The sequence below is a fragment of the Thermohahella caldifontis genome (assembly GCF_041153465.1).
GTDB lineage: Bacteria > Pseudomonadota > Gammaproteobacteria > Pseudomonadales > Oleiphilaceae > Thermohahella > Thermohahella caldifontis.
In genome coordinates this window covers 3015579-3034059 of sequence record NZ_CP154858.1, presented here as the reverse complement: position 1 = coordinate 3034059, position 18481 = coordinate 3015579, and the positions used below count along the sequence as shown (strand labels likewise).

Genomic DNA, 18481 nt, shown 5'->3' with positions numbered 1-18481 from the left:
TGAATCTGTCAGCACCTTGTCCAACAATCCTACAGGATTTGAGATTTGGCACACATTTCCAGAAATTTGACCTTTTTTGCACTGTCGTACCGGATAGGATTCCGGCAAGGTACGCTCAAAAAACAACCACACAGGAGAAATCATGGTGCTGATACGTTCCCGTCTTGCCTCCGCCATACTGGCAGCCTCTCTCGTTTCGCCCGCACAGGCCAGCCTGTCCGATGGCCGCCCCTACAGCGTCAGCTATGATGCACAGGGATTCAGAATTGACGGGCAATACCGTTTGCTGCGCGGCGGCTCGGTCCAATGGTTCCGCATTCCGGAAGCCGCCTGGCGGGACCGCCTCGAAAAATTCAAAGCCGCCGGGTTCAACACGATCGACCTTTATGTGCCCTGGAATGTGGTGGAGCCGGAGCCGGGCCGGTTCAATTTCAGCCAGCCGAATCTGGGCCGGTTCCTGGATCTGGCCAAGTCCCTCGGGCTCTACGTTTACCTCCGTCCCGGCCCCTATATCACCAATGAAATGGATGGCGGTGGGGTTCCCGGCTGGCTGATGACCCAATCCACCAAGAAATCCCTGAGCCGCGATGGCCGTGTCAACTTCCGGACAGAAGACCCGGACTTTCTCTATTATGTCCGGCGCTATTTTTCGCAACTGAACCGGTACGTGCGTCCTTGGCTGGCCACTTCCGGCGGGCCCATCATTCTTTATGGTGTGGAAAACGAGTACAACTGGTTCGCCACCTTCCATGAGCTGGACAAGCTGTTCTGGCATGAGGGAGGACCGGAGCGGGATCTCCGTGCACGTGCCAATCCGGCAGCCTATATCAAGGCCCTGCGGGATCAGCTTCGCGCAGACGGCATCACCCTGCCCGTCACCACCTGCCCCGGTGATGGCAAGGCCTCCTGGACCGGTGACGTGCCCGACGTGATCCCCATGCCCAACATCTACAACGGTCTTGGCGGCGAATACCCGGAAAAGGTGGTGACCGAGCTGCTCAATGACATGCACAGCGGCAATCATGGCGGACGCTACCGCAACATGCCCAGCGGAACCACCGAAACGGATCGGGATCCGGCACGCATCAAGCGCATGCTGCTGGCCGGTCTGGACGGGACCTTTGCATTCAACGCGGTGGGCGCCATCCAGTCGGGTTACCGCAACAGCCTGGTGCTCAATGGCAACGGCAGCGACAAGTTCCAGCGCATTTTCGACTTTTCAAGCATCGAGAACATTCTCACCGGTTTCGTTTCGCCGACCGTGGCCTACTTTCACAACGTGATCGACTACGGCGGCCCCATCTCGCCGTCAGGGCTGCTGCGCCCGAGCTATGCGGAGTTCCACGCCGACAACCTGTTCTTCGACACAGTGGAACCCTGGCTGGCCCCCGCAGGCACGGCACAGCGGGTGAAACTGCCGGCCACTTCCGGCCCGGTGCGACTGAACCAGACCGGACTCGGCACCCGCGAAGGCGGCAATACCCCCTGGCTGTACTGGATGCAGGGTACCGGCGGCGCCAGGTTCGTGACCCTGCTGAATGAAACCAGCACATCCCAGACGCTGCCCGTCGGCGGGCTGGTGGTGGACAACCGTGCCCTGCCACGCTATCAGGCACTGACGCTGCCCGCAGCCGGTACTGCCGCAGGCCAGTTCGGCACCGCACAGACCACGCCCGTGGCGGTCGTCCCCGTGAATCTGCCGCTGCCCGACACCGGCCGGCTCACCTACACGACCCACCGCCTGGTCTGGAGTGACGCGTCCAACGGCACGCGCTACCTGATCCTGACCGGCGACAACGGTGAAACCGCCCTGGATGAGCTTCAGGATGCCCGCATCACCTATCAGGACAGCGGTATCCGGATTCACGAGAAAACCGATACCTCGCTGACCTTTACCACGTCCGGCAGTGGTCATCACCAACTGGTACTGGAGACCCGCTCCGGCCGTCTCCACATTCTGGTGGTCCCTGCCCGGGAAGCGGGCAAGGTGTGGCCGGTTCGCCGGGGCGGTGCGCTGTCCGTCATCGTGGGGCCGGACTATGTCTCGCCGGACGCGGACACACTGTGGCAGACCCGCACCGGTGACGCCGTGCTGGTGCTCGGTACGCCGCCCGCCTCGCCGGGCCTTTCCCCCTGGCAGGTCAATGGCGGGATCAATGCCGGCACCTGGCTGCCCACCGAGTCCGTCCGTGCGGGCGGAACATCCGACTGGCAACCGGGCAACCCCACGGTCCGACGCACCCGGCTGCCGGTTCCCGATGCCAGCCAGGCCACCGTTTCCTGGTGGGGCGAGCCGCGCACCATGGAATCCCTGGGGCAGTGGACCGGCGCAGGCTGGTATGTGGCCGAGTTCGATATCAACAGCACCTGGGGCCTGCTGCCCTGGGAGCCCTCCGATCTTTACATCGGGCATGCCAGTGACATCGTCAGTCTCTATGTGAACGGCCATTACCTCACCACCGTGGCCCCCGTGGGCACGGAGCTGGACAGCGACAGCGCGAACAGTGCCTACCGTCTGCCGGATATCCGCCCCTATCTGAAGAAAGGACACAATACCCTGGCGATACGCACGGAAATCTGGGGTCATGGCAGCTTCATGTGGCCCCGGGGCACCCTGTCAGGCACCGCCGCACGCATCCCCTCCCTGGGATTTGATTCCGTGAAGGGGCTCTGGGGCGAGGCCCGGCTGGGCTGGATCACCCTGGACAACTGGCGCTTTGTGCCGGACAGTGCACCACAGACGCCGGAAGCGCTCCGTAATCCGGGCACGGCCTTCGTCCCGGGCGAAGTCCGCACCCTGAGCTGGAACCTGCCGCCTGTGCGGAATACGGATCGCCGTTATGCCCCTATGGCGCTGCGGCTGAAGGGTCGCAACCTGATGGGCGAGATCTGGCTGGATGGCACCCTGATCGGCCGCTGGCTCTCCGATGAAGGCTGGCTCAAACGGGGGTTCTGGGGCCGCGGACAGCGTGACATGTGGATGAACACGCCGCCCGACGACTTCCCGCTCACTGTCGAGGCACTGGCAGATGGCCGGGGTCACCGCCTGCAGGTGATCCTGCGGGACGTGTCCGCCCCCGGCGAAGCCGCACGCCTGGACAGCGTGAGCTGGGTGGCGGTTCAGGAGTGAACGGCAGCTTCGGCCGGCTGAAAGTTCAGCCGGTCGAACTTCACCAGCAGTGCCGGCAGCAGGAACAGATCCGCCAGCAAGGCCAGCACAATGGTGATGGCGGTCAGGGCCCCCAGATGGCTGTTGCCGGTGAAATGGGACAGGGCCAGCACGCCGAAACCCGCACTGAACACCACCGACGTCATGATCACCGCCTCCCCCACCGTGCCCAGGGCATAACGCACCGCCTCCGCCGCCGACAGGCCCAGATCGCGCCGCGCGCGCAGGTACTTGGTCAGCATGTGTACGGTATCGTCCACAATCAGCCCCATGGTAAGACTCGCAATGGTGGACTCCGTCAGGCCAATGCGTCCATACAGAAAGCCCCACAACCCGAAGGCCATGGCCATGGGCAGCAGATTGGGCAGCAGGCTGATCAGGCCGATGGAGAGTGAGCGGGTGGCCACCATGATCAGACCGGAGATCAGCACCAGCGCCAGCACCGTTCCTTCCACCATGGCCGGGATGTTGTCCTGGGCAATGTGGGAGAACATGGTGTCCAGACTGACCGCCGGCACCACGGACTCGGGCAGGTGGGTCGCCAGCCAGGCCTGCGCCCGGGCATCCAGATCCAGGATCACCGCCGAGCTGGTCAGTTGCACCGCCGCGGTGACCCGTGTCTTCTGGCGGCGGATGTCCAGATACTGGGTCAGACTCTGCCCGAACGGCAGCGACATTTCATACAGCAGGGTGTACTGGGCCGCCTCCTCCCGGCTCCGGGGCAGGGCCCAGGCGGCCGGATCATCCCCACGCATGTTGCGGTTCAGCCGCTTGAGGATCAGCGTGTAACGATCCACATCCGTCACTTCGGGCTGTGCCTCCAGAAAGGCGGCAAACTCCTCAACCTTGCGCAGAAATTCCGGATCAAAAACACCGTTCTCCCGGCCACTGTCGATCACGAAACTGAGCCGGTGAGGCCCGCGCAGATGTTCATTCATGAAATCGTTGGCCTGCCGGAAGGCAAAGGTCTTGTCGAAATACTCCACATACACTTCGTTGAGCGCATTGCGCGGCAGGCCGGCAAGCAGCACGCCCCCGACCAGCAGACTGATTCCGATCACAGGCCCCGGGTAACGCACCACCCCGCCTGCCACCCGTTCCGCGATCCGGGCCAGCCACAGCCAGGGCCGCGGCGCCCGGACGGGGCGCAAACGGATGAGCGCGGGCAACAGTACCAGCGAGAAAAACATGGCCGCCAGCGTACCCACGGCCACGGTATTGCCCATGTCCCGCAATGGCGGCGACTTGCTGAAATTGAGGCTCAGGAAACCCACTGCCGTGGTCAGACTGGTGAGAATGACCGGCTGCCAGTTGATCTCCAGGGCATGGCGCAGGGCCGCCTGAACCGGCTCGCCCTCCCGCTGACGCTGGAAGTAGCTGGCAAAGAGGTGCATGGCATCGGCGACCGAAACGATCATGATCACACTCGGCGCCAGCACCGTCACCGTATTGATGGCCGGATTGAACAGGGCCTTGGCCCCGAAGGCCACCAGCACCGCCGCCACAATCACAACGGCCGTCATCAGCATGGCCAGCGGACTGCGCAGCAGCAGCGCAATGAGCCCGAAGATGATCAGGTAGCTCAGTGGCGTCAGCCATTGGCTGTCCTGAGCGATGGCGTCCGCAAAGGACTGATCCGCCATCACGGTGCCATTGAGGAACAGCCGCACATCGGGCGCCGTCTGTTGCAGGTCCTGCAGGACGCCGCGCATGGCCGTGGCGATTTCCGGCACCTCACGCACCGGATTGTCCGGAATGGAGACCGTCACCACCACCGCGGCCACCCGGCCGTCGTCGGACAGCAGGCTGCCCACCAGCGCCGGATCCTCCAGGGCCCACTGCCGGCGCTGACGGATATCTTCGACTGTGAGCGAATCCGGGTTTTCGAACAGCAGGAAGATTTCCACCTCATCTCCGCTGGCCCGGCTGTAGGAATAGTTGGTCAGTGAATCCACGCGCAACGCATGGGGAATCTGCCACCCAGCTTCGGTCAGGCGGTCGATCAGGCTCAGCACCCGGGGCTGGAACACCTCCCCCTGCTCCGGCGCCACCATGACCACCAGCGTGTTGTCCTCGATGAAGGTGCGCTCCATCTCCTCCATGGCCCGGAGCTGAGGGTCATCCGGTTCGAAATAGATCTTGTAGTCGATGGTCAGCCACAACCTGGGCAGCAGCGGCAGGCTGGCGCCCAGGATCAGCAGACAGAGCACAACGGCCTGCCAGGGCCGGTTCAGGATCCGGTCAATCCAAAACGCTTTCACACCTCATCCTCATGTTCGTTTGCGAAAATCATCCCAGATCCCCCTCCGGATTTTGCACACTATAGCGCCAAAATCGTCTCAGATTGTCAAATCATGTTTAATTGTGAAAAGACACACACTTCTGATGACGCAGTGTGGGCAGATGATTGGTACGATGTTACCATCTTCTGACAGATATCTGACCCCGCTCAGGTATCACCCGTGGCCCAGACAATCAAAACAACCCGCCGGCCCGGGGTCCGAAGGCAGAACCGGCCTCGCACGACAACAACAAGGACAGCAAACGGAAGTCTCTGGAAGGTGGCTGCACACGCAGTTGCCCCGAAATGATGTGCTTATCAGGAGTGCGTGCATGCAAGCAATACAACCGGCTGAAAAACCCTGGATCGGACATTTTCTGGACTGGATCGACGAACGCTTTGCCTGGAAGAACGGCATCCTGTTTGTCACCCTCTACGTCACGGTGGCCACACTGACACGGGCGGCCACGGGCAGCGACGGCATCGCCTACTCGCTGTTCGATCTCTGGGGTGCCGTACTCACCTGGAGCTTCTTTCTGCTCATCCGCATCTTCGACGAGCACAAGGACTATGAAAAGGACTGCCTGAATCACCCCCACCGGGTGCTGCAGAGCGGCCGCATCACCCTCGGCCAGTTGCGCGCCGTCGGCGCTGTGGCCATTGCCGCGCAGCTGGGCACCTCACTGTGGCTGGACGGCGGATTCGGCCCCGTGACGCTGGCTTGGCTGGCCCTGTTCGGCTGGCTGTGCCTGATGGGCAAGGAATTCTTCTGTGGTGCCTGGCTGGAGAAACGCCTGACCCTGTACGCTGTTTCTCACATGGCCATCATGCCCTTCATCGTTTACTGGCTGGCGCAACTGGCGGTGCCCGGCAGCGGCTGGAACACCGCTACCTACGGCCTCTCCGCGCTAGCGCTGGTCAGCGGTTTTGCCTTTGAAATCACCCGCAAGACCTGGGGACCGGAGGAAGAGCGCGAAACCATTGACTCCTATGCCCGCATTTTCGGCATCCCCCTGGCCATTCGCATCATCCAGAGCCTGACTGCGGTCATGGTGGCCATTCAGGGCCTGCTGACCTGGCAACTCGCCGGCCAGACTCTGGCGGCTACCATCGCCCTGGCCCTGCTGGCCATCGTCGGCGCCTGGGCCCTGCTGACACTGAACCGCTTTCCGGCGGCCCCCTCAGCAGAGGGCCGCGAACGCAACGAAGCCGCCGTGGGCATCACCACGCTGGCCGGTTATCTGATTCTTACCCTGGCAGTCCTGGCCGCCCACGGGCTGGCCTGAGGCCGACGACCTGACATTGAAGAGGCAAGACAAGATGTACACTCCGAACATTTCAAGGCGCCGGCACTTCGAATCCACTCCGCTGGCCGGTGAGCTGCACTTCACCCTGGATGGCGAGCCCTGCGCGCTTCTGATCGAACACGTGACCCAGAACAGCGTGGATGCCCTGGTGCCCAGCCATGAACTGCTGGCCCGTCTGCCCGTCGGGCAGCGTCTGGAAGATGCCTCCATCGTGGTGGATGGCGAAACCCTGTGCGGGCTGGAACTGGTCATCCAGGGTCAGGAAGCGAAAGAAGCGCGGCACTGCGTCGCCATCATCCGGGCCGTGGTGCCCGGCAAGGCCAACAGCAAATGCCTGTGGCGCGCACTCTACCTGATTCACCAGCACGAACGCGCCCCTTCCGAACGCATTGATGCCCAGGCGGTGCCCAAGGTGCCGGCTCGCGGCCTCTATACCGAGGCGGCCCGGCAGGAGCGCGTGGCGTTTCTGGAAGCCCAGACCGGCGTGAAGCTGGAAGGGCTGTCACAGCACAGCTTCGATCCGAACAAGCTGATGAGCAACATCGAAGCCTTCATCGGCTCGGTGGAAGTCCCCGTCGGCGTGGCCGGCCCCCTGCTCATCCACGGCCAGAACGTGTCCGAATACACCTACGCACCCATGGCGACCTCCGAGGGCGCACTGGTGGCCTCCGCCACCCGCGGCGCCACCGCCCTGACCCGTTCCGGGGGCGTCAGTACCCGGGTTCTGGCCCAGCGCATGCTGCGCGTGCCCGTCTTCGTGCTCAAGACCATGCAGGACGCCCTGTTCTTTGCCGAATGGGTGAAGTGCCATTTCAGTGACATCCGGGACCAGACCCGCCGCTTCTCCAACTATGCGGACCTCAAGAAGGTCGAGCCCCAAGTGTTCGGCAAGGCGGTTCACGTGCATTTCGTTTACGAAACCGGCGACGCGGCAGGCCAGAACATGACCACCACCTGCACCTGGCACGCCTGCCTTTGGATTCTGGAACAGATGAAGGCTTTCGAAGATCTGAAGTTCGACAACTTCATGATCGAGGCCAACCTGTCCAACGACAAGAAAGTGACCTATCAGTCCTTCCTCAAGGGCCGGGGCATCCGTGTCATGGCCGACTGCACCCTGCCCGGGGACGTGCTGCAGAACGTGCTCAAGGTGACCCCCCGCCAGCTTGTGGATGCCTACCAGAGCTTCGTCATGGGCAGCATTGCGGCCGGCATGGTGGGCATCAACATCAATATCGCCAACGTCATTGCCGCCATCTTCACGGCCACCGGTCAGGACATCGCCTGCGTGCACGAATCCGCCATCGGCCAGCTGCATCTGGAACTGGTCACCACGGAAACCGGCGAGGAAGCCGTCTATGCCAGCATGATGCTGCCCAGCCTCGTGGTGGGCACCGTGGGCGGAGGCACCAGCCTGCACCACCAGAAGGAGTGTCTGTCACTCATCGGTTGTGCCGGGCCGGGCAAGGCCCACCGCCTGGCGGAAATCATCGCCGGTTACTGCCTGGCACTGGACCTGTCCACCCTGTCCGCCATTGCCAGCGGCCAGTTTGCCAGCGCCCACGAGAAACTGGGGCGCAACCGTCCGGTCAACACCCTCAAGCTGGGCGATCTCAACCCGGCGCTGTTCACCCGCCTGCTGCGTGAACGGCTGGATGACCCGCATCTGGAAGTCCACGAGGTGGACCTGATCGACAATTTCAGCAAGGGATCCTCCATCATCACCGAACTGACCGGCCACAAGGTCAACAAGCTGGTGGGACACTTCCCGGCCGTGCTGCGCTATACCAACGGGCTCGGCCAGAGCGGCGAGCTGCGCGTCATGGTCAAGGTCAAGCCGCTGGATGACGAGGTCATCCTCATGCTCAACAGCATGGCCGCCATGTGTGATGCACGCCTGGCCCAGGAGTTCAACCGCTACCGCAATCGTCTCGGCTTCCGCGGCTGTCACGTGCGCGAGCTGGAGGTCATGTCCGACCGCGACCCGCGCCTGACCCGTCACATGCCCAGGGTCTATGGCACCTGGGCCGAGCCGGAACGCGAGGCCTTTGTCCTGGTAGAGGAGCTGCTGGAAAACATGGCCCTGATGGACGTGGCCGACACCCTGGAAGGCTGGACGGACGCCCATACCCGTGCCGCCATCCGTGGCGCGGCGGAGATTCACAGCCGCTGGTACGGTCAGGAGCAGGCGCTGCTTGAAAAGCCCTGGATCATCGACCCGCCACGCTACGAGGACCGGGTGGAAATGCAGCGCCTGTGGGAAATGCTCGGCGTCCACGCCCGGGAAGAGTTCCCCGAATGGTTCAGCGATGACGACCTGGAGCGCTACCGCATGCTCATCAACACCCTGCCGGTCTGGTGGCAGGAGCTGAACAGGCAACCGCGCACCCTGATCCACAATGATTTCAACCCGCGCAACATCGCCTTCCGCGAGGGCGAAGACGGCCCCGAAATGGTCCTTTACGACTGGGAGCTGGCCACGGTACACGCGCCCCAGTACGACCTGGCCGAACTGCTGGTCTTCACCCAGCAACCGGATACACCGGAAAGCGTGATCGAGGATTACATTGAACTGCACCGCCGCGAACTGGAGCGTCATACCGGCCAGTCCATCGACCCGGATCGCTGGCGCTGGGGCTTCACCCTGTGTCTGTTCGATCTGCTGTTGTCACGCATGTCCCTGTACGTCATGGCGCACACCTTCCGGCACTACGGCTTCATGGAGCGGGTACATGCCACCTTCCGCACCCTGATTGACCGGGAGGAAGCCCGGCTGATGGCCAGAACCCGCCTGAACCTGAAATCGCCCGAGGTGTCCCGATGAACACAACCTGGATCCTGACACAGGAAGACGCCAGCGCCCGGGGTGAATCCGAACTTGGCGGCAAGGCCTGGCAGCTCGCCTGGCTGAGCCGCAACGGCATGCCGGTTCCCCCCTGGTCAGTCCTGCCCGTCCAGGCCTTCGAGGCCTTTCTGGATGCACACGGACTCCGCAATACGCTGGACGGCCTGCTCGAAGGCCTGACACCGGATACCGCAGGGAATATCGCCACCGAAATCCGCGGGCACATTCTGGCCCACCCGCTGCCCGAAGCCGGCAAGGCTGCACTCACCGAAGCGCTGTCCCGGCTTTCCGGCGACCCGGAAGCCCCCTTCGCCGTGCGCTCCTCCGTGGTCGGCGAGGATGCGGAAAATGCCTCGTTCGCGGGACAGATGGATTCCTTTCTCTACCAGCGGGGTCTGGATGCCATTGAGCAGTCCGTGCGGGAAGTCTGGGCCAGCGCCTTCGGGGAACGGGCCCTGCTCTATCGCCTGAGGCAGAACCTGCCGCTGGATCACATCCGCTGTGCAGTAGTGGTGCAGCGCATGATTGACGGACAGGTCTCGGGTGTCCTTTTCACCGCTCACCCGGTCAATGGCCGCCGTGACCAGGCGCTGGTCTCGGCCTGCTGGGGCGCCGGAGAAGGCCTGGTTTCCGGCCACTGTGCCGCCGACGAGTTCACCCTGGATCACGACGGCAACCTGCTCGGCAGCCAGATCAGCCACAAGGACGTCGCCCTGCGCTTCGACGCCGACGCCGGCCAGGGCACCTGCGAACAGCCCGTGCCCGAAGCCGACCGGGACCGCCCCTGCCTGACCCCGGAACAACTGCGTCAGCTCATGCGCCTCGGCCGCACCATTGCCGCCCTGCGTCGCCGCCCCCAGGACATCGAATTCACCTTCGCCGAAGGCCGGCTCTGGCTGCTCCAGACCCGTCCCATCACCGCCCTGCCGGCACCGGAGCGCCCCAAGGGCGAGCGTATCGTCTGGGACAACTCCAACATTCAGGAAAGCTACTGCGGCGTCACCACGCCCCTCACCTTCAGCTTTGCACGGCGGGCCTATGCCACCGTGTACGAGCAGACCATGCGCGTACTGGGGCTTTCGGACCGCACCATCGCCGCCCACCGGGACATGCTGGACAACATGCTCGGCCTCATCAAGGGGCGGGTGTACTACAACATCAACAACTGGTACCGCGGGCTCACCCTGCTGCCCGGCTTCGAAACCAACAAGGAAGCCATGGAGCGCATGATGGGCCTTCAGGATCCAGTGGATTTCGTGCAGGAAACGCAGCTCACCCCCTGGCAGAAGCTCGCCCGCCTGCCGGCCAAAATCCGCGCCCTGCTCGGACTGCTGCTGAGCTTCGCCGTCATGGAACGCAAGGTGGCCGCCTTCCGCAGCCACTTCGAGACCGCTTACCGGTCCATTCCCCGCGACCGGCTTCACACCCTGGAATTCGCCGAGCTCAAGGCACTGGCCGACCAGCTCGACGAACGCCTGCTGCGGCGCTGGACCACCCCCATCCTCAATGACTTCTACGTCATGATGTCCAACCAGCAGGTACACAAGATGCTGGCCCGGGCCGGGATCGAACAGGTGGAAGCGGTCCAGAACAACCTCATGGCCGGCGAGGAAGGCATCGAAAGCACCGAGCCCACCAAGTTCCTCATGCGTCTGGCGGACAGCATCCGGCAGGACCCGGAACTCAGGGAGCGCCTCCTGAACACCGCGCCGGAACACATGCTCGACATCCTCCAGCAAGGCTGGCCGGACATCCATGCCCGCTGCCTGGAATACATCGAACGCTACGGCGACCGGACCATGGGCGAACTCAAGCTCGAATCCGTCACCCTGCGTCAGGATCCCGCGTTCATGTTCAGCGTCCTGCGCAATTTTGTCCTGCGTGATGATCTCTCGGCCGACGCACTGGCGCGCAACGAGGCCCAACTGCGCAAGGATGCGGAGCAGACAGCCCTGAAGGCCATCCGCAGGCAGTCCGGAGAACGTGGTGTGAAACGCTTCCGCAAGGCCCTGGCCCGCCTGCGCGCGGCCGTCAAGCACCGTGAAAACATGCGGCTGGCCCGCACCCGCATGTTCGGCCTCTACCGGGACCTGTACCGGGAAATGGGCGAACGACTGGCAGAGGCCGGCGCCCTCCGGCAGGCCGATGATATCTTCTATGTCACCGTGGAAGAACTGGATGCCTGGATGAACGGCACCAGCGTCGGCGCCCTCGCGGAAACCGCCGCCGCCCGCCGGGAACAGTTCGCCCGCTGGGAAGACGAGGAACTGCCCCATCATTTCTACACCTGGGGCCCGGTGTATCACCACAATACCTACGTTTATCCCCACGCGGATGCCCAGGCCGAAGCCGCGGCCGCCCAGGGAGATCACCTCAAGGGCATCGGCTGCTTCCCGGGCGTGGTCGAAAAGCCCGTACGGCTGATCTTCTCGCCGCAGGACGAACTCAACCTGGACGGCCAGATTCTCTGCACCGTACGTACCGACCCGGGCTGGGCTCCCCTGTTCCCCACCGCCGGCGGCCTGCTCATCGAGCGCGGCTCCACCCTCTCCCATTCCGCCGTGGTGGCGCGGGAACTGGGCATTCCGGCGGTCGTCAATGTCCCCGGCATCACCCAGCGCATCCGTGATGGCGAACGGGTCCGTCTGGACGGCGGCAGCGGTGATGTCTGGCTGCTGGATCAGGCCGAAGCCACCACAGCACAGGAGCCGGCACACGCATGAGCCAGTGGCCCGACGACCGCTTTTTCCACGTCGCACAGCAGGTCTATGCCGCAGACCCCTGGTGGCTGGGCGAAGACGCCACCGCCATCCGGGGGCAGTTTGCCCGCGAGGCCCGGGACCCCAACCGGGCCATCTGGTGGCACAGCACGGATCACGCCCGTCTCGCCGCCTTCTTCGGGCCGGACCAGCAGGTGGACGGACAACCCACCGCCTTCTTCGGGTTCTGGGAAAGCCTCCCGGATGCCGACATCAACCGGCAACTGTTCCGCACGGCCGAGACCTGGGCCCGGGCACAGGGTGCCACCCGGATGCTCGGCCCCATCAACTTCAGCACCTTTCACCCCTACCGGATCCGGCTCAACGCCTTCCATGACGGCGCCTTCCCGGGCGAACCCTACAACCCGCCCTACTACGCCGAACTGCTGGAGGCCTGCGGTTACCGGCAGGAAAAACGCTTCTACAGCTGGCTGGGCCCGCTGGCCGGTCGCGCCGAGCGCATGGCGCCACGCATCGCGCCCCTCCATGACGCCCTGTGTAACGAAGGGGTCACCTTCGAACCCCTGACACCGGACATCTGGCTGAATGAGCTGGGCGCGTTCTACCGCTACGTGGACCAGATCTTCGGCGCCAACTATGCCTACCGGGGCATATCCGAAGACGCCTTCCGCAGCAGTTACGGCGAACCCTTCGCGCGCCGTTTCTGTCCCCGGTCATCCGTGCTCGCCCGACGCCCCGACGGCGACGTGGCCGGCTTCTTCATTGCCCTGCCCGACTACGGCCCCCTGGCCCGGGTCAACCGGGAAGGCTGCATCCCGCTTGCGGAACTGAACTATGCCGACCACCTGCAACGGCTGAAACCGCTGACCATGCTGGGCAAGACCGGCGGCGTCCATCCCGCCTATCGTCAGAAGGGCCTGTTTGCCGTCATGAGCTGGCTGATGATGCGCTGGGCCGAACCCTTCGCCGATCACGGCGGTGCCGTGCTGGTACGCGAGGACAACCCCTCCGCCCGGGTGGCCGGACTGGCCTTTCCCGCCAGTGACAGCACACGCCGGGAATACGCCCTGTTCGTCAAGGAGCTCTGATGCACGCCATATTGCCCTCCATCACCCCGGACAACGGCAACTTTGTGGAACTGGTGCTGCGCCACAGCCGCGTGCAGCCCTGGGTAAGCGCACTGATCTGGCCGGATGCCGGGCACCGGCTCCGCACTCTCAGTTTCGGAGAACTGGGCCAGGCCATTGCCCGATTCCGGGCCTGGTGCCGCCAACAGGGCTGGAAGCAGAATGACCGCATTGTGGTGATCCACCCCCCGGCGCCCGCCCTGTATGTCGCCGTGCTCGGACTGCTGGCAGAAGGACTGGTACCCGTGTTTCTGGACACCGGTATGGGTCGTCGCAAGGTGCTGGAAGCCCTGGCGGAAAGCCGTGCCAAGGCCGTGCTGGCACCCCCGCGCCTGTGTTTTCCGGGCCGGCTTCTCGACCGGCTGGCGCGCCCCTGGCTGGCCCTGCCCGCGCTGGACCAACTGCCGGCCCACGGCCCTACCGGTCCCTGCGTACATCGCCCGCCGGGCGCACCGGGCCTGATCTCCTATACGTCAGGCACCACCGGCCGGCCCAAGGGCGCCGACCGCAACCATGCCAGCCTGATTGCCCAGCACCAGGCCATCCGGGCCGACTGGCCGGATGCCTCCATCGACGTGGACATGACCTGCCTGCCGGTGCTGGTGCTGCACAACCTCTGCTGCGGCATGCCCTCCGTCCTGCCGGACATGGACTTCCGCGCACCGGCCCGGGCACCCGGCACGCGCATTCTCGAACAGATAGAAGCCTGTGGCGTCACCCGCCTCAGCGGAGCAGGCGCCTTCCTGAGCCGGCTGGCCGATGCGGCGGACGCCGTGGGCGGATGCCGGACCATCCGGACCATCCGCGTGGGCGGTGCCCCGGTCAACGCCAAACTGGCCCGCCGCCTGCAGCGCGCCTTTCCGGAAGCGGATGTGGCCGTGGTCTATGGTTCCACCGAAGCCGAACCCATCGCCCATGGCCCGGCCCGCCTGCTGGAAACCGACACGGGCCCCGGCTACCCCGTGGGCACCCCGTCACCCATCGCCAGGGTGGTGCTCGCCGACCCGGACAGCCGGCCCCAGTCCGAAGCCGAACTCCTCGCCGCCACCGTGCCGGCAGGGGAAACCGGGGAAGTCTGGGTGAAGGGCCCGCATGTGCTCAAGGGTTACGTGGATAACCCGGAAGCCACCGCCGAAAGCAAGATCCCGGGCGTTGACGGCCACGTCTGGCATCGCACCGGAGACCTGGCCTGGCAGGACGGTGACGGCGGACTGCACCTCGTGGGCCGGACGAAGGAATGTCTGGAGCTGAGAGGCCAGCGGATCCCGGTCTTTCCCGTGGAACGGCAACTGGACGAGCATCCCGCCATCCGGCGCAGCGCACTGATCCAGACACGGCCCGGCGAAACGCCCCACCTGTTTCTCGAACCCGAGCCCCATGCCACGGCCGACGCCGCCAGCCACGCCGCACGGCATATTCTCATGGCCCACCAGCTGCCGCGCTGCCCGATTCACATCCTCCCGGCACTGCCCGTGGACAGCCGGCACAACAGCAAGATTCAACGCGCAGAACTGAAACGGAGATGCCAGCCATGGCGCCGCATTTCATTATCCGGCTGAACCGGGTTGACCTCATCACCCTCACCGGCCTGGCCTTGGTGGGAGGCGTGCTCTGGCTGATTCAGGCCGGCCACCTGACTGCCGCCCTGGCCCTGCTCTACGCCGCCATGCTGGCCGATGCGCTGGACGGCTATCTGGCCCGCAAGTGGGGCCTTACCCGGGAGTTCGGCCGTTATCTGGACGGATTTGTGGACACATTCATGTATCTTGTCACGCCCGCCTTCTGGGCCTGGCAATGGGGATTCAACGGCCCGGCGGCAATGCTCATCATCTATGCCCTCTGGGCCTGCGGCAGCGTCCGCCTCGCCGTGTTCAACCAGACCGGCAACATCCGCCAGGGCAAGGCGCTGGCCTATCAGGGCATGCCGGTGTACTGGATCGTCTTCAGCCTGTCCGCCACCGTCATCCTCGGCTGGTGGCTGGGCCGGGAGACGGCACTGGCACTGCTGCACGGCCTCTGGGCGCTGGTGGCCCTGTGCATGGTCTGGAACCGCCCCTTCTTCAAGTTCAATACCCTGGGCCAGATCCTCACCGTGGTATTGAGCGGCATCCTGATTTTCGGCACCCGGGCCTGGTGGGAGACCAACCATGGCTGAATGGAGCACACACCTCATCGCCGCCCTCTGGCTCACCCTGCCCATCGTGGTGGGCGGCGTCGCCCACATGTATGCCGTATCCCACCAATGGCTGGAAGGGCTGAAGATCCCCATTCATGCCCGCTGGTTCGGCGCCAACAAGACCTGGCGCGGCGTTGTCCTCATGCCGCTGCTGACAATTCCCGGCGCCTGGCTGCTGCACGCCGCCAGCCCCTGGTGGCCCGGCACCCTTCACAGCCTGCAGGCCGTCCCGTCCACGGTGCTCGGCCTGGCACTGGGCCTCGGCTACATCCTCATGGAACTGCCCAACTCTTTCATCAAGCGGCGGCTGGGCATCGCACCCGGTGAAACCCCGGAACACCTGAAGGCACTCTTTATCCTCATCGACCAATGGGACTCCGCCATCGGCTTCACCCTGGCCTATGCCCTGCTCACGGACCTGCCCGCAACGACGCTCCTCACCCTGATCCTCATCTTCCCGGCCGTGGCGCTGGGCGTCAAACGGCTGTTGTTTGTGCTGCGCTGGAAGGAGAAGGCGGTGTGAGGGAATGCCCCGCTGTGCCAGCTTCGAAAGCCTGCCTTCCTTCCCCTCCGAGCGATACTGAAAATGCCTCAGGCTTCCGTTGTCACTCTTCTCGCTATTTGATTGATCACATGTGCAAGTCTATTGATATCCGTTGATGCATCCGGAGCGATTTCAATCTGATAAAGCTTTCCCGGCGCAAGAGCAGATCGCTTGCGTTGTATGGTGAAATTAAAACCGTCCAAAATATCGGTATGTCCATTCGCCTCCAATTCATAAAGAGATTCCGGAGGCCGTATTTGGTGGCGAACGACGGTCCAGTCCTGATCTCTTATCGCAATGCTTGTGTAGACAGACTTCCTTGTGTCCGCATCCATCAGTGCATATCCCTTGGTGTTCTCCACTGCTACCAACCCATAATCCGACAAGGCTTCAAGCAGGCGATCGATCAGAACTCTGCGATCAGGTGGCAGGCCCTCCTCACGCTCTTTCATGCGGTCAATCCCGGCTGAGATGTCCCTGATACTTTCTGCCACCAGAGGAATCTGCGGGAGTGCGGAGTATCTTCTCCAGATTATTTTCGAGACCAGATTGTCATGTTCCTCACGCAGATCCATCAGCACCAAGTCATATCGAGATGTCGAGCATTCAGAAAAAGTCATCAACTGCATCAGATTCCGGACTGCGCGATAATTGAACACGCTATTGGGCTCAGGCGCACAGAGTATGATTACCCGGCACACACCATTCTTGACATTGAATTCAAGCCGCTCCAGAAATTGCTGGCGCCACTCGGATACCTTCTTGCCCTCAAGAATGGGGTCCTTGGACAAGGCATGCATAACTGCGTCCAAATTCTTGTAGCAAGCATTGGAAGCAGTGGAAATCAGGTCGCCAAAACGCTTCTGAAATACCTTGCCGTTATAGTGAATCAATTGGTTCTGCAGGTCTGAAGCGTAATTGATCACCTGCGGATAAACTTCGCGCTTCAAACGGCTGTCGCTATAACGCTTGCACTCCACAAAAGTCAAAACCGCGTTGATATCAATGAAAAGATTGTCAATTGCGCCGCTGGAAAGCTGAATCTCTCTGCCAAGAGACACCAAGCCGGGTGCATCGGGGCAAAATTCAGGATTGATGTCCGGAAGTCCGGACAGAACCAACTGGGGATCGAGGTGGAGTCGGGCCTGCAATTCACTTTCAGTTTTGAACATAAGCTCTCTTCGTTTTCGTCAAGCTCCCAATCACATACTCACAAGCTGGTATCCTGATTGTTCTCGGTACATTCCCAGCACTTGGCATCAAAGCTAAACGCACGTTCCATTTCACTTGCTGTATAGATTTTCATTCTTGGTTTGCTCAGGGCGCTGGATACAAGCGCCAAACGCCATTCCGGAATCTCCTCAGATTTTCGCCTTTCATTTCTGGACAAGAAAAACCTTCTATCAGGCCCAGAGGTCCCTTTGACCTCTATATGTAACTTTTCAATTGAGTTCTCAACCAAAAGATCATAGCCCACATTATCCTTTTGCCGATCGATCACACTGTACCCCAAATTCTGGTAGTACTTAGCGACAAACTCTATCGCCTTGCTTTCAATCAACTTTCTCTTTTCCACATCCAGCCAACGAGGATAAAGCAGATCACCCCCATCTTCTTCATTCTTTGGTGACAAAAAAGGACACCATCCACGCTTCCCGGGCGCCTGACTTCTCCGTACTTCTCAATAATCTCCGGTTCTCTGGAGTACGATACTGCCTTATACTCTCCGACATAACTCCAGGCATTTTTTGCCTGCTTCATGTAGACGGGAACATATTGCCCTTGCTGGAGAAACTTCTCGGCATTTGCCCTCATTCTGGGCCCCTTCCCCACAAGAATGATATCCGGAGCATCTGGATTGATTTCGGGTTTCACCGCCAACCCTGTTACTATATTTTTTCGCGTCCTGATATATGAATCTCCGCCACCAATTATTATTGCCAGTTCTTTGGTCGTCAAAATCTCCATAATATATGCTTGTTAAGGAGCCTCTGAATAACTTCGCCTTTTGCGCCATTGGCCACCTTTCAGCATCCAGATGGTCACTTTTTAGTCGATTCCAACTAAAAATCGGCCATTTTCTACCTGTTTTCTGCCCATTCTGCGCCCTGAAGGCGCATTTCGGGCGCAATTGCCCTATGAGGGCAACAAAAATCGTCTCCCATCATCAGATTTGCCAGTGCGGCGAGCGTGGCCAGACGGTTGGTATTTTTCTTCAGGCCACGATAGCGGGTCTTGCGCTTCTTGTGCTCGTACTCAAGCTCTGCGAAGGCGGGCTGGTAATCCATCGGGTTCTCCTGGCCGTTTCGGTA

Annotated in this window: 13 protein-coding genes; 8 read left to right on the top strand and 5 right to left on the bottom strand. The window is 62.3% G+C overall.

Translation table 11 applies throughout. The annotated features are described in order from the left end of the window. Nucleotides 1–142: 142 nt before the first annotated feature. The gene (locus AAIA72_RS14735) at nucleotides 143–3130 is read left to right on the top strand and encodes a beta-galactosidase (RefSeq protein WP_369601049.1); all 2988 of its coding nucleotides are present in this window, start codon (nucleotides 143–145) and stop codon (nucleotides 3128–3130) included. Here AAIA72_RS14735 and AAIA72_RS14730 read toward each other — a convergent pair. Next, nucleotides 3121–5430: an RND family transporter gene (locus tag AAIA72_RS14730; protein WP_369601048.1), complete on the bottom strand. Its 2310-nt coding sequence runs from the start codon at nucleotides 5428–5430 to the stop codon at nucleotides 3121–3123. The two genes, AAIA72_RS14735 and AAIA72_RS14730, sit on opposite strands and share 10 nt — an antisense overlap. 352 nt (nucleotides 5431–5782) lie before the next feature. Here AAIA72_RS14730 and AAIA72_RS14725 point away from each other — a divergent pair, with 352 nt between their 5' ends. The 7 genes from AAIA72_RS14725 to AAIA72_RS14695 are packed head-to-tail and all read left to right on the top strand — an operon-like array spanning nucleotide 5783 to nucleotide 16148. Further along, nucleotides 5783–6736, top strand: coding sequence for a hypothetical protein (locus tag AAIA72_RS14725; protein ID WP_369601047.1), 954 nt, complete (start codon nucleotides 5783–5785; stop codon nucleotides 6734–6736). Between the two features lie 34 nt (nucleotides 6737–6770). Then, a complete protein-coding gene (locus AAIA72_RS14720; RefSeq protein ID WP_369601046.1) occupies nucleotides 6771–9581 on the top strand; it encodes a phosphotransferase in 2811 nt (936 codons plus the stop codon). Then, the gene (locus AAIA72_RS14715; protein ID WP_369601045.1) at nucleotides 9578–12325 is read left to right on the top strand and encodes a phosphoenolpyruvate synthase; all 2748 of its coding nucleotides are present in this window, start codon (nucleotides 9578–9580) and stop codon (nucleotides 12323–12325) included. Before AAIA72_RS14720 ends, AAIA72_RS14715 begins: the two co-directional genes overlap by 4 nt. Continuing rightward, nucleotides 12322–13410 carry a hypothetical protein gene (locus AAIA72_RS14710; protein ID WP_369601044.1) on the top strand — a complete coding sequence of 363 codons (1089 nt, stop codon included), beginning with the start codon at nucleotides 12322–12324 and terminating at the stop codon, nucleotides 13408–13410. Before AAIA72_RS14715 ends, AAIA72_RS14710 begins: the two co-directional genes overlap by 4 nt. Next, on the top strand, nucleotides 13410–15008 hold the full coding sequence (locus AAIA72_RS14705) for an AMP-binding protein (RefSeq protein WP_369601043.1): 1599 nt from the start codon (nucleotides 13410–13412) through the stop codon (nucleotides 15006–15008). Before AAIA72_RS14710 ends, AAIA72_RS14705 begins: the two co-directional genes overlap by 1 nt. After that, nucleotides 14981–15604: a CDP-alcohol phosphatidyltransferase family protein gene (locus AAIA72_RS14700; protein ID WP_369601042.1), complete on the top strand. Its 624-nt coding sequence runs from the start codon at nucleotides 14981–14983 to the stop codon at nucleotides 15602–15604. The genes AAIA72_RS14705 and AAIA72_RS14700 overlap by 28 nt, the downstream gene beginning before the upstream one ends. Beyond that, nucleotides 15597–16148, top strand: a complete 552-nt coding sequence (locus AAIA72_RS14695) for a CDP-archaeol synthase (RefSeq protein WP_369601041.1) — start codon at nucleotides 15597–15599, stop codon at nucleotides 16146–16148. The genes AAIA72_RS14700 and AAIA72_RS14695 overlap by 8 nt, the downstream gene beginning before the upstream one ends. A 68-nt stretch (nucleotides 16149–16216) precedes the next feature. Here AAIA72_RS14695 and AAIA72_RS14690 read toward each other — a convergent pair whose 3' ends face one another. The 4 genes from AAIA72_RS14690 to AAIA72_RS14675 all read right to left on the bottom strand — a co-directional run bounded on the left by AAIA72_RS14690 (nucleotide 16217) and on the right by AAIA72_RS14675 (nucleotide 18457). Further along, the gene (locus AAIA72_RS14690; RefSeq protein ID WP_369601040.1) at nucleotides 16217–17341 is read right to left on the bottom strand and encodes a hypothetical protein; all 1125 of its coding nucleotides are present in this window, start codon (nucleotides 17339–17341) and stop codon (nucleotides 16217–16219) included. A gap of 38 nt (nucleotides 17342–17379) precedes the next feature. Continuing rightward, a complete protein-coding gene (locus AAIA72_RS14685; protein ID WP_369601039.1) occupies nucleotides 17380–17730 on the bottom strand; it encodes a DUF3883 domain-containing protein in 351 nt (116 codons plus the stop codon). Further along, nucleotides 17727–18128 carry a hypothetical protein gene (locus AAIA72_RS14680; protein ID WP_369601038.1) on the bottom strand — a complete coding sequence of 134 codons (402 nt, stop codon included), beginning with the start codon at nucleotides 18126–18128 and terminating at the stop codon, nucleotides 17727–17729. Before AAIA72_RS14680 ends, AAIA72_RS14685 begins: the two co-directional genes overlap by 4 nt. A 122-nt stretch (nucleotides 18129–18250) precedes the next feature. Next, nucleotides 18251–18457, bottom strand: a complete 207-nt coding sequence (locus tag AAIA72_RS14675) for a hypothetical protein (RefSeq protein ID WP_369601037.1) — start codon at nucleotides 18455–18457, stop codon at nucleotides 18251–18253. Nucleotides 18458–18481: the final 24 nt, after the last annotated feature.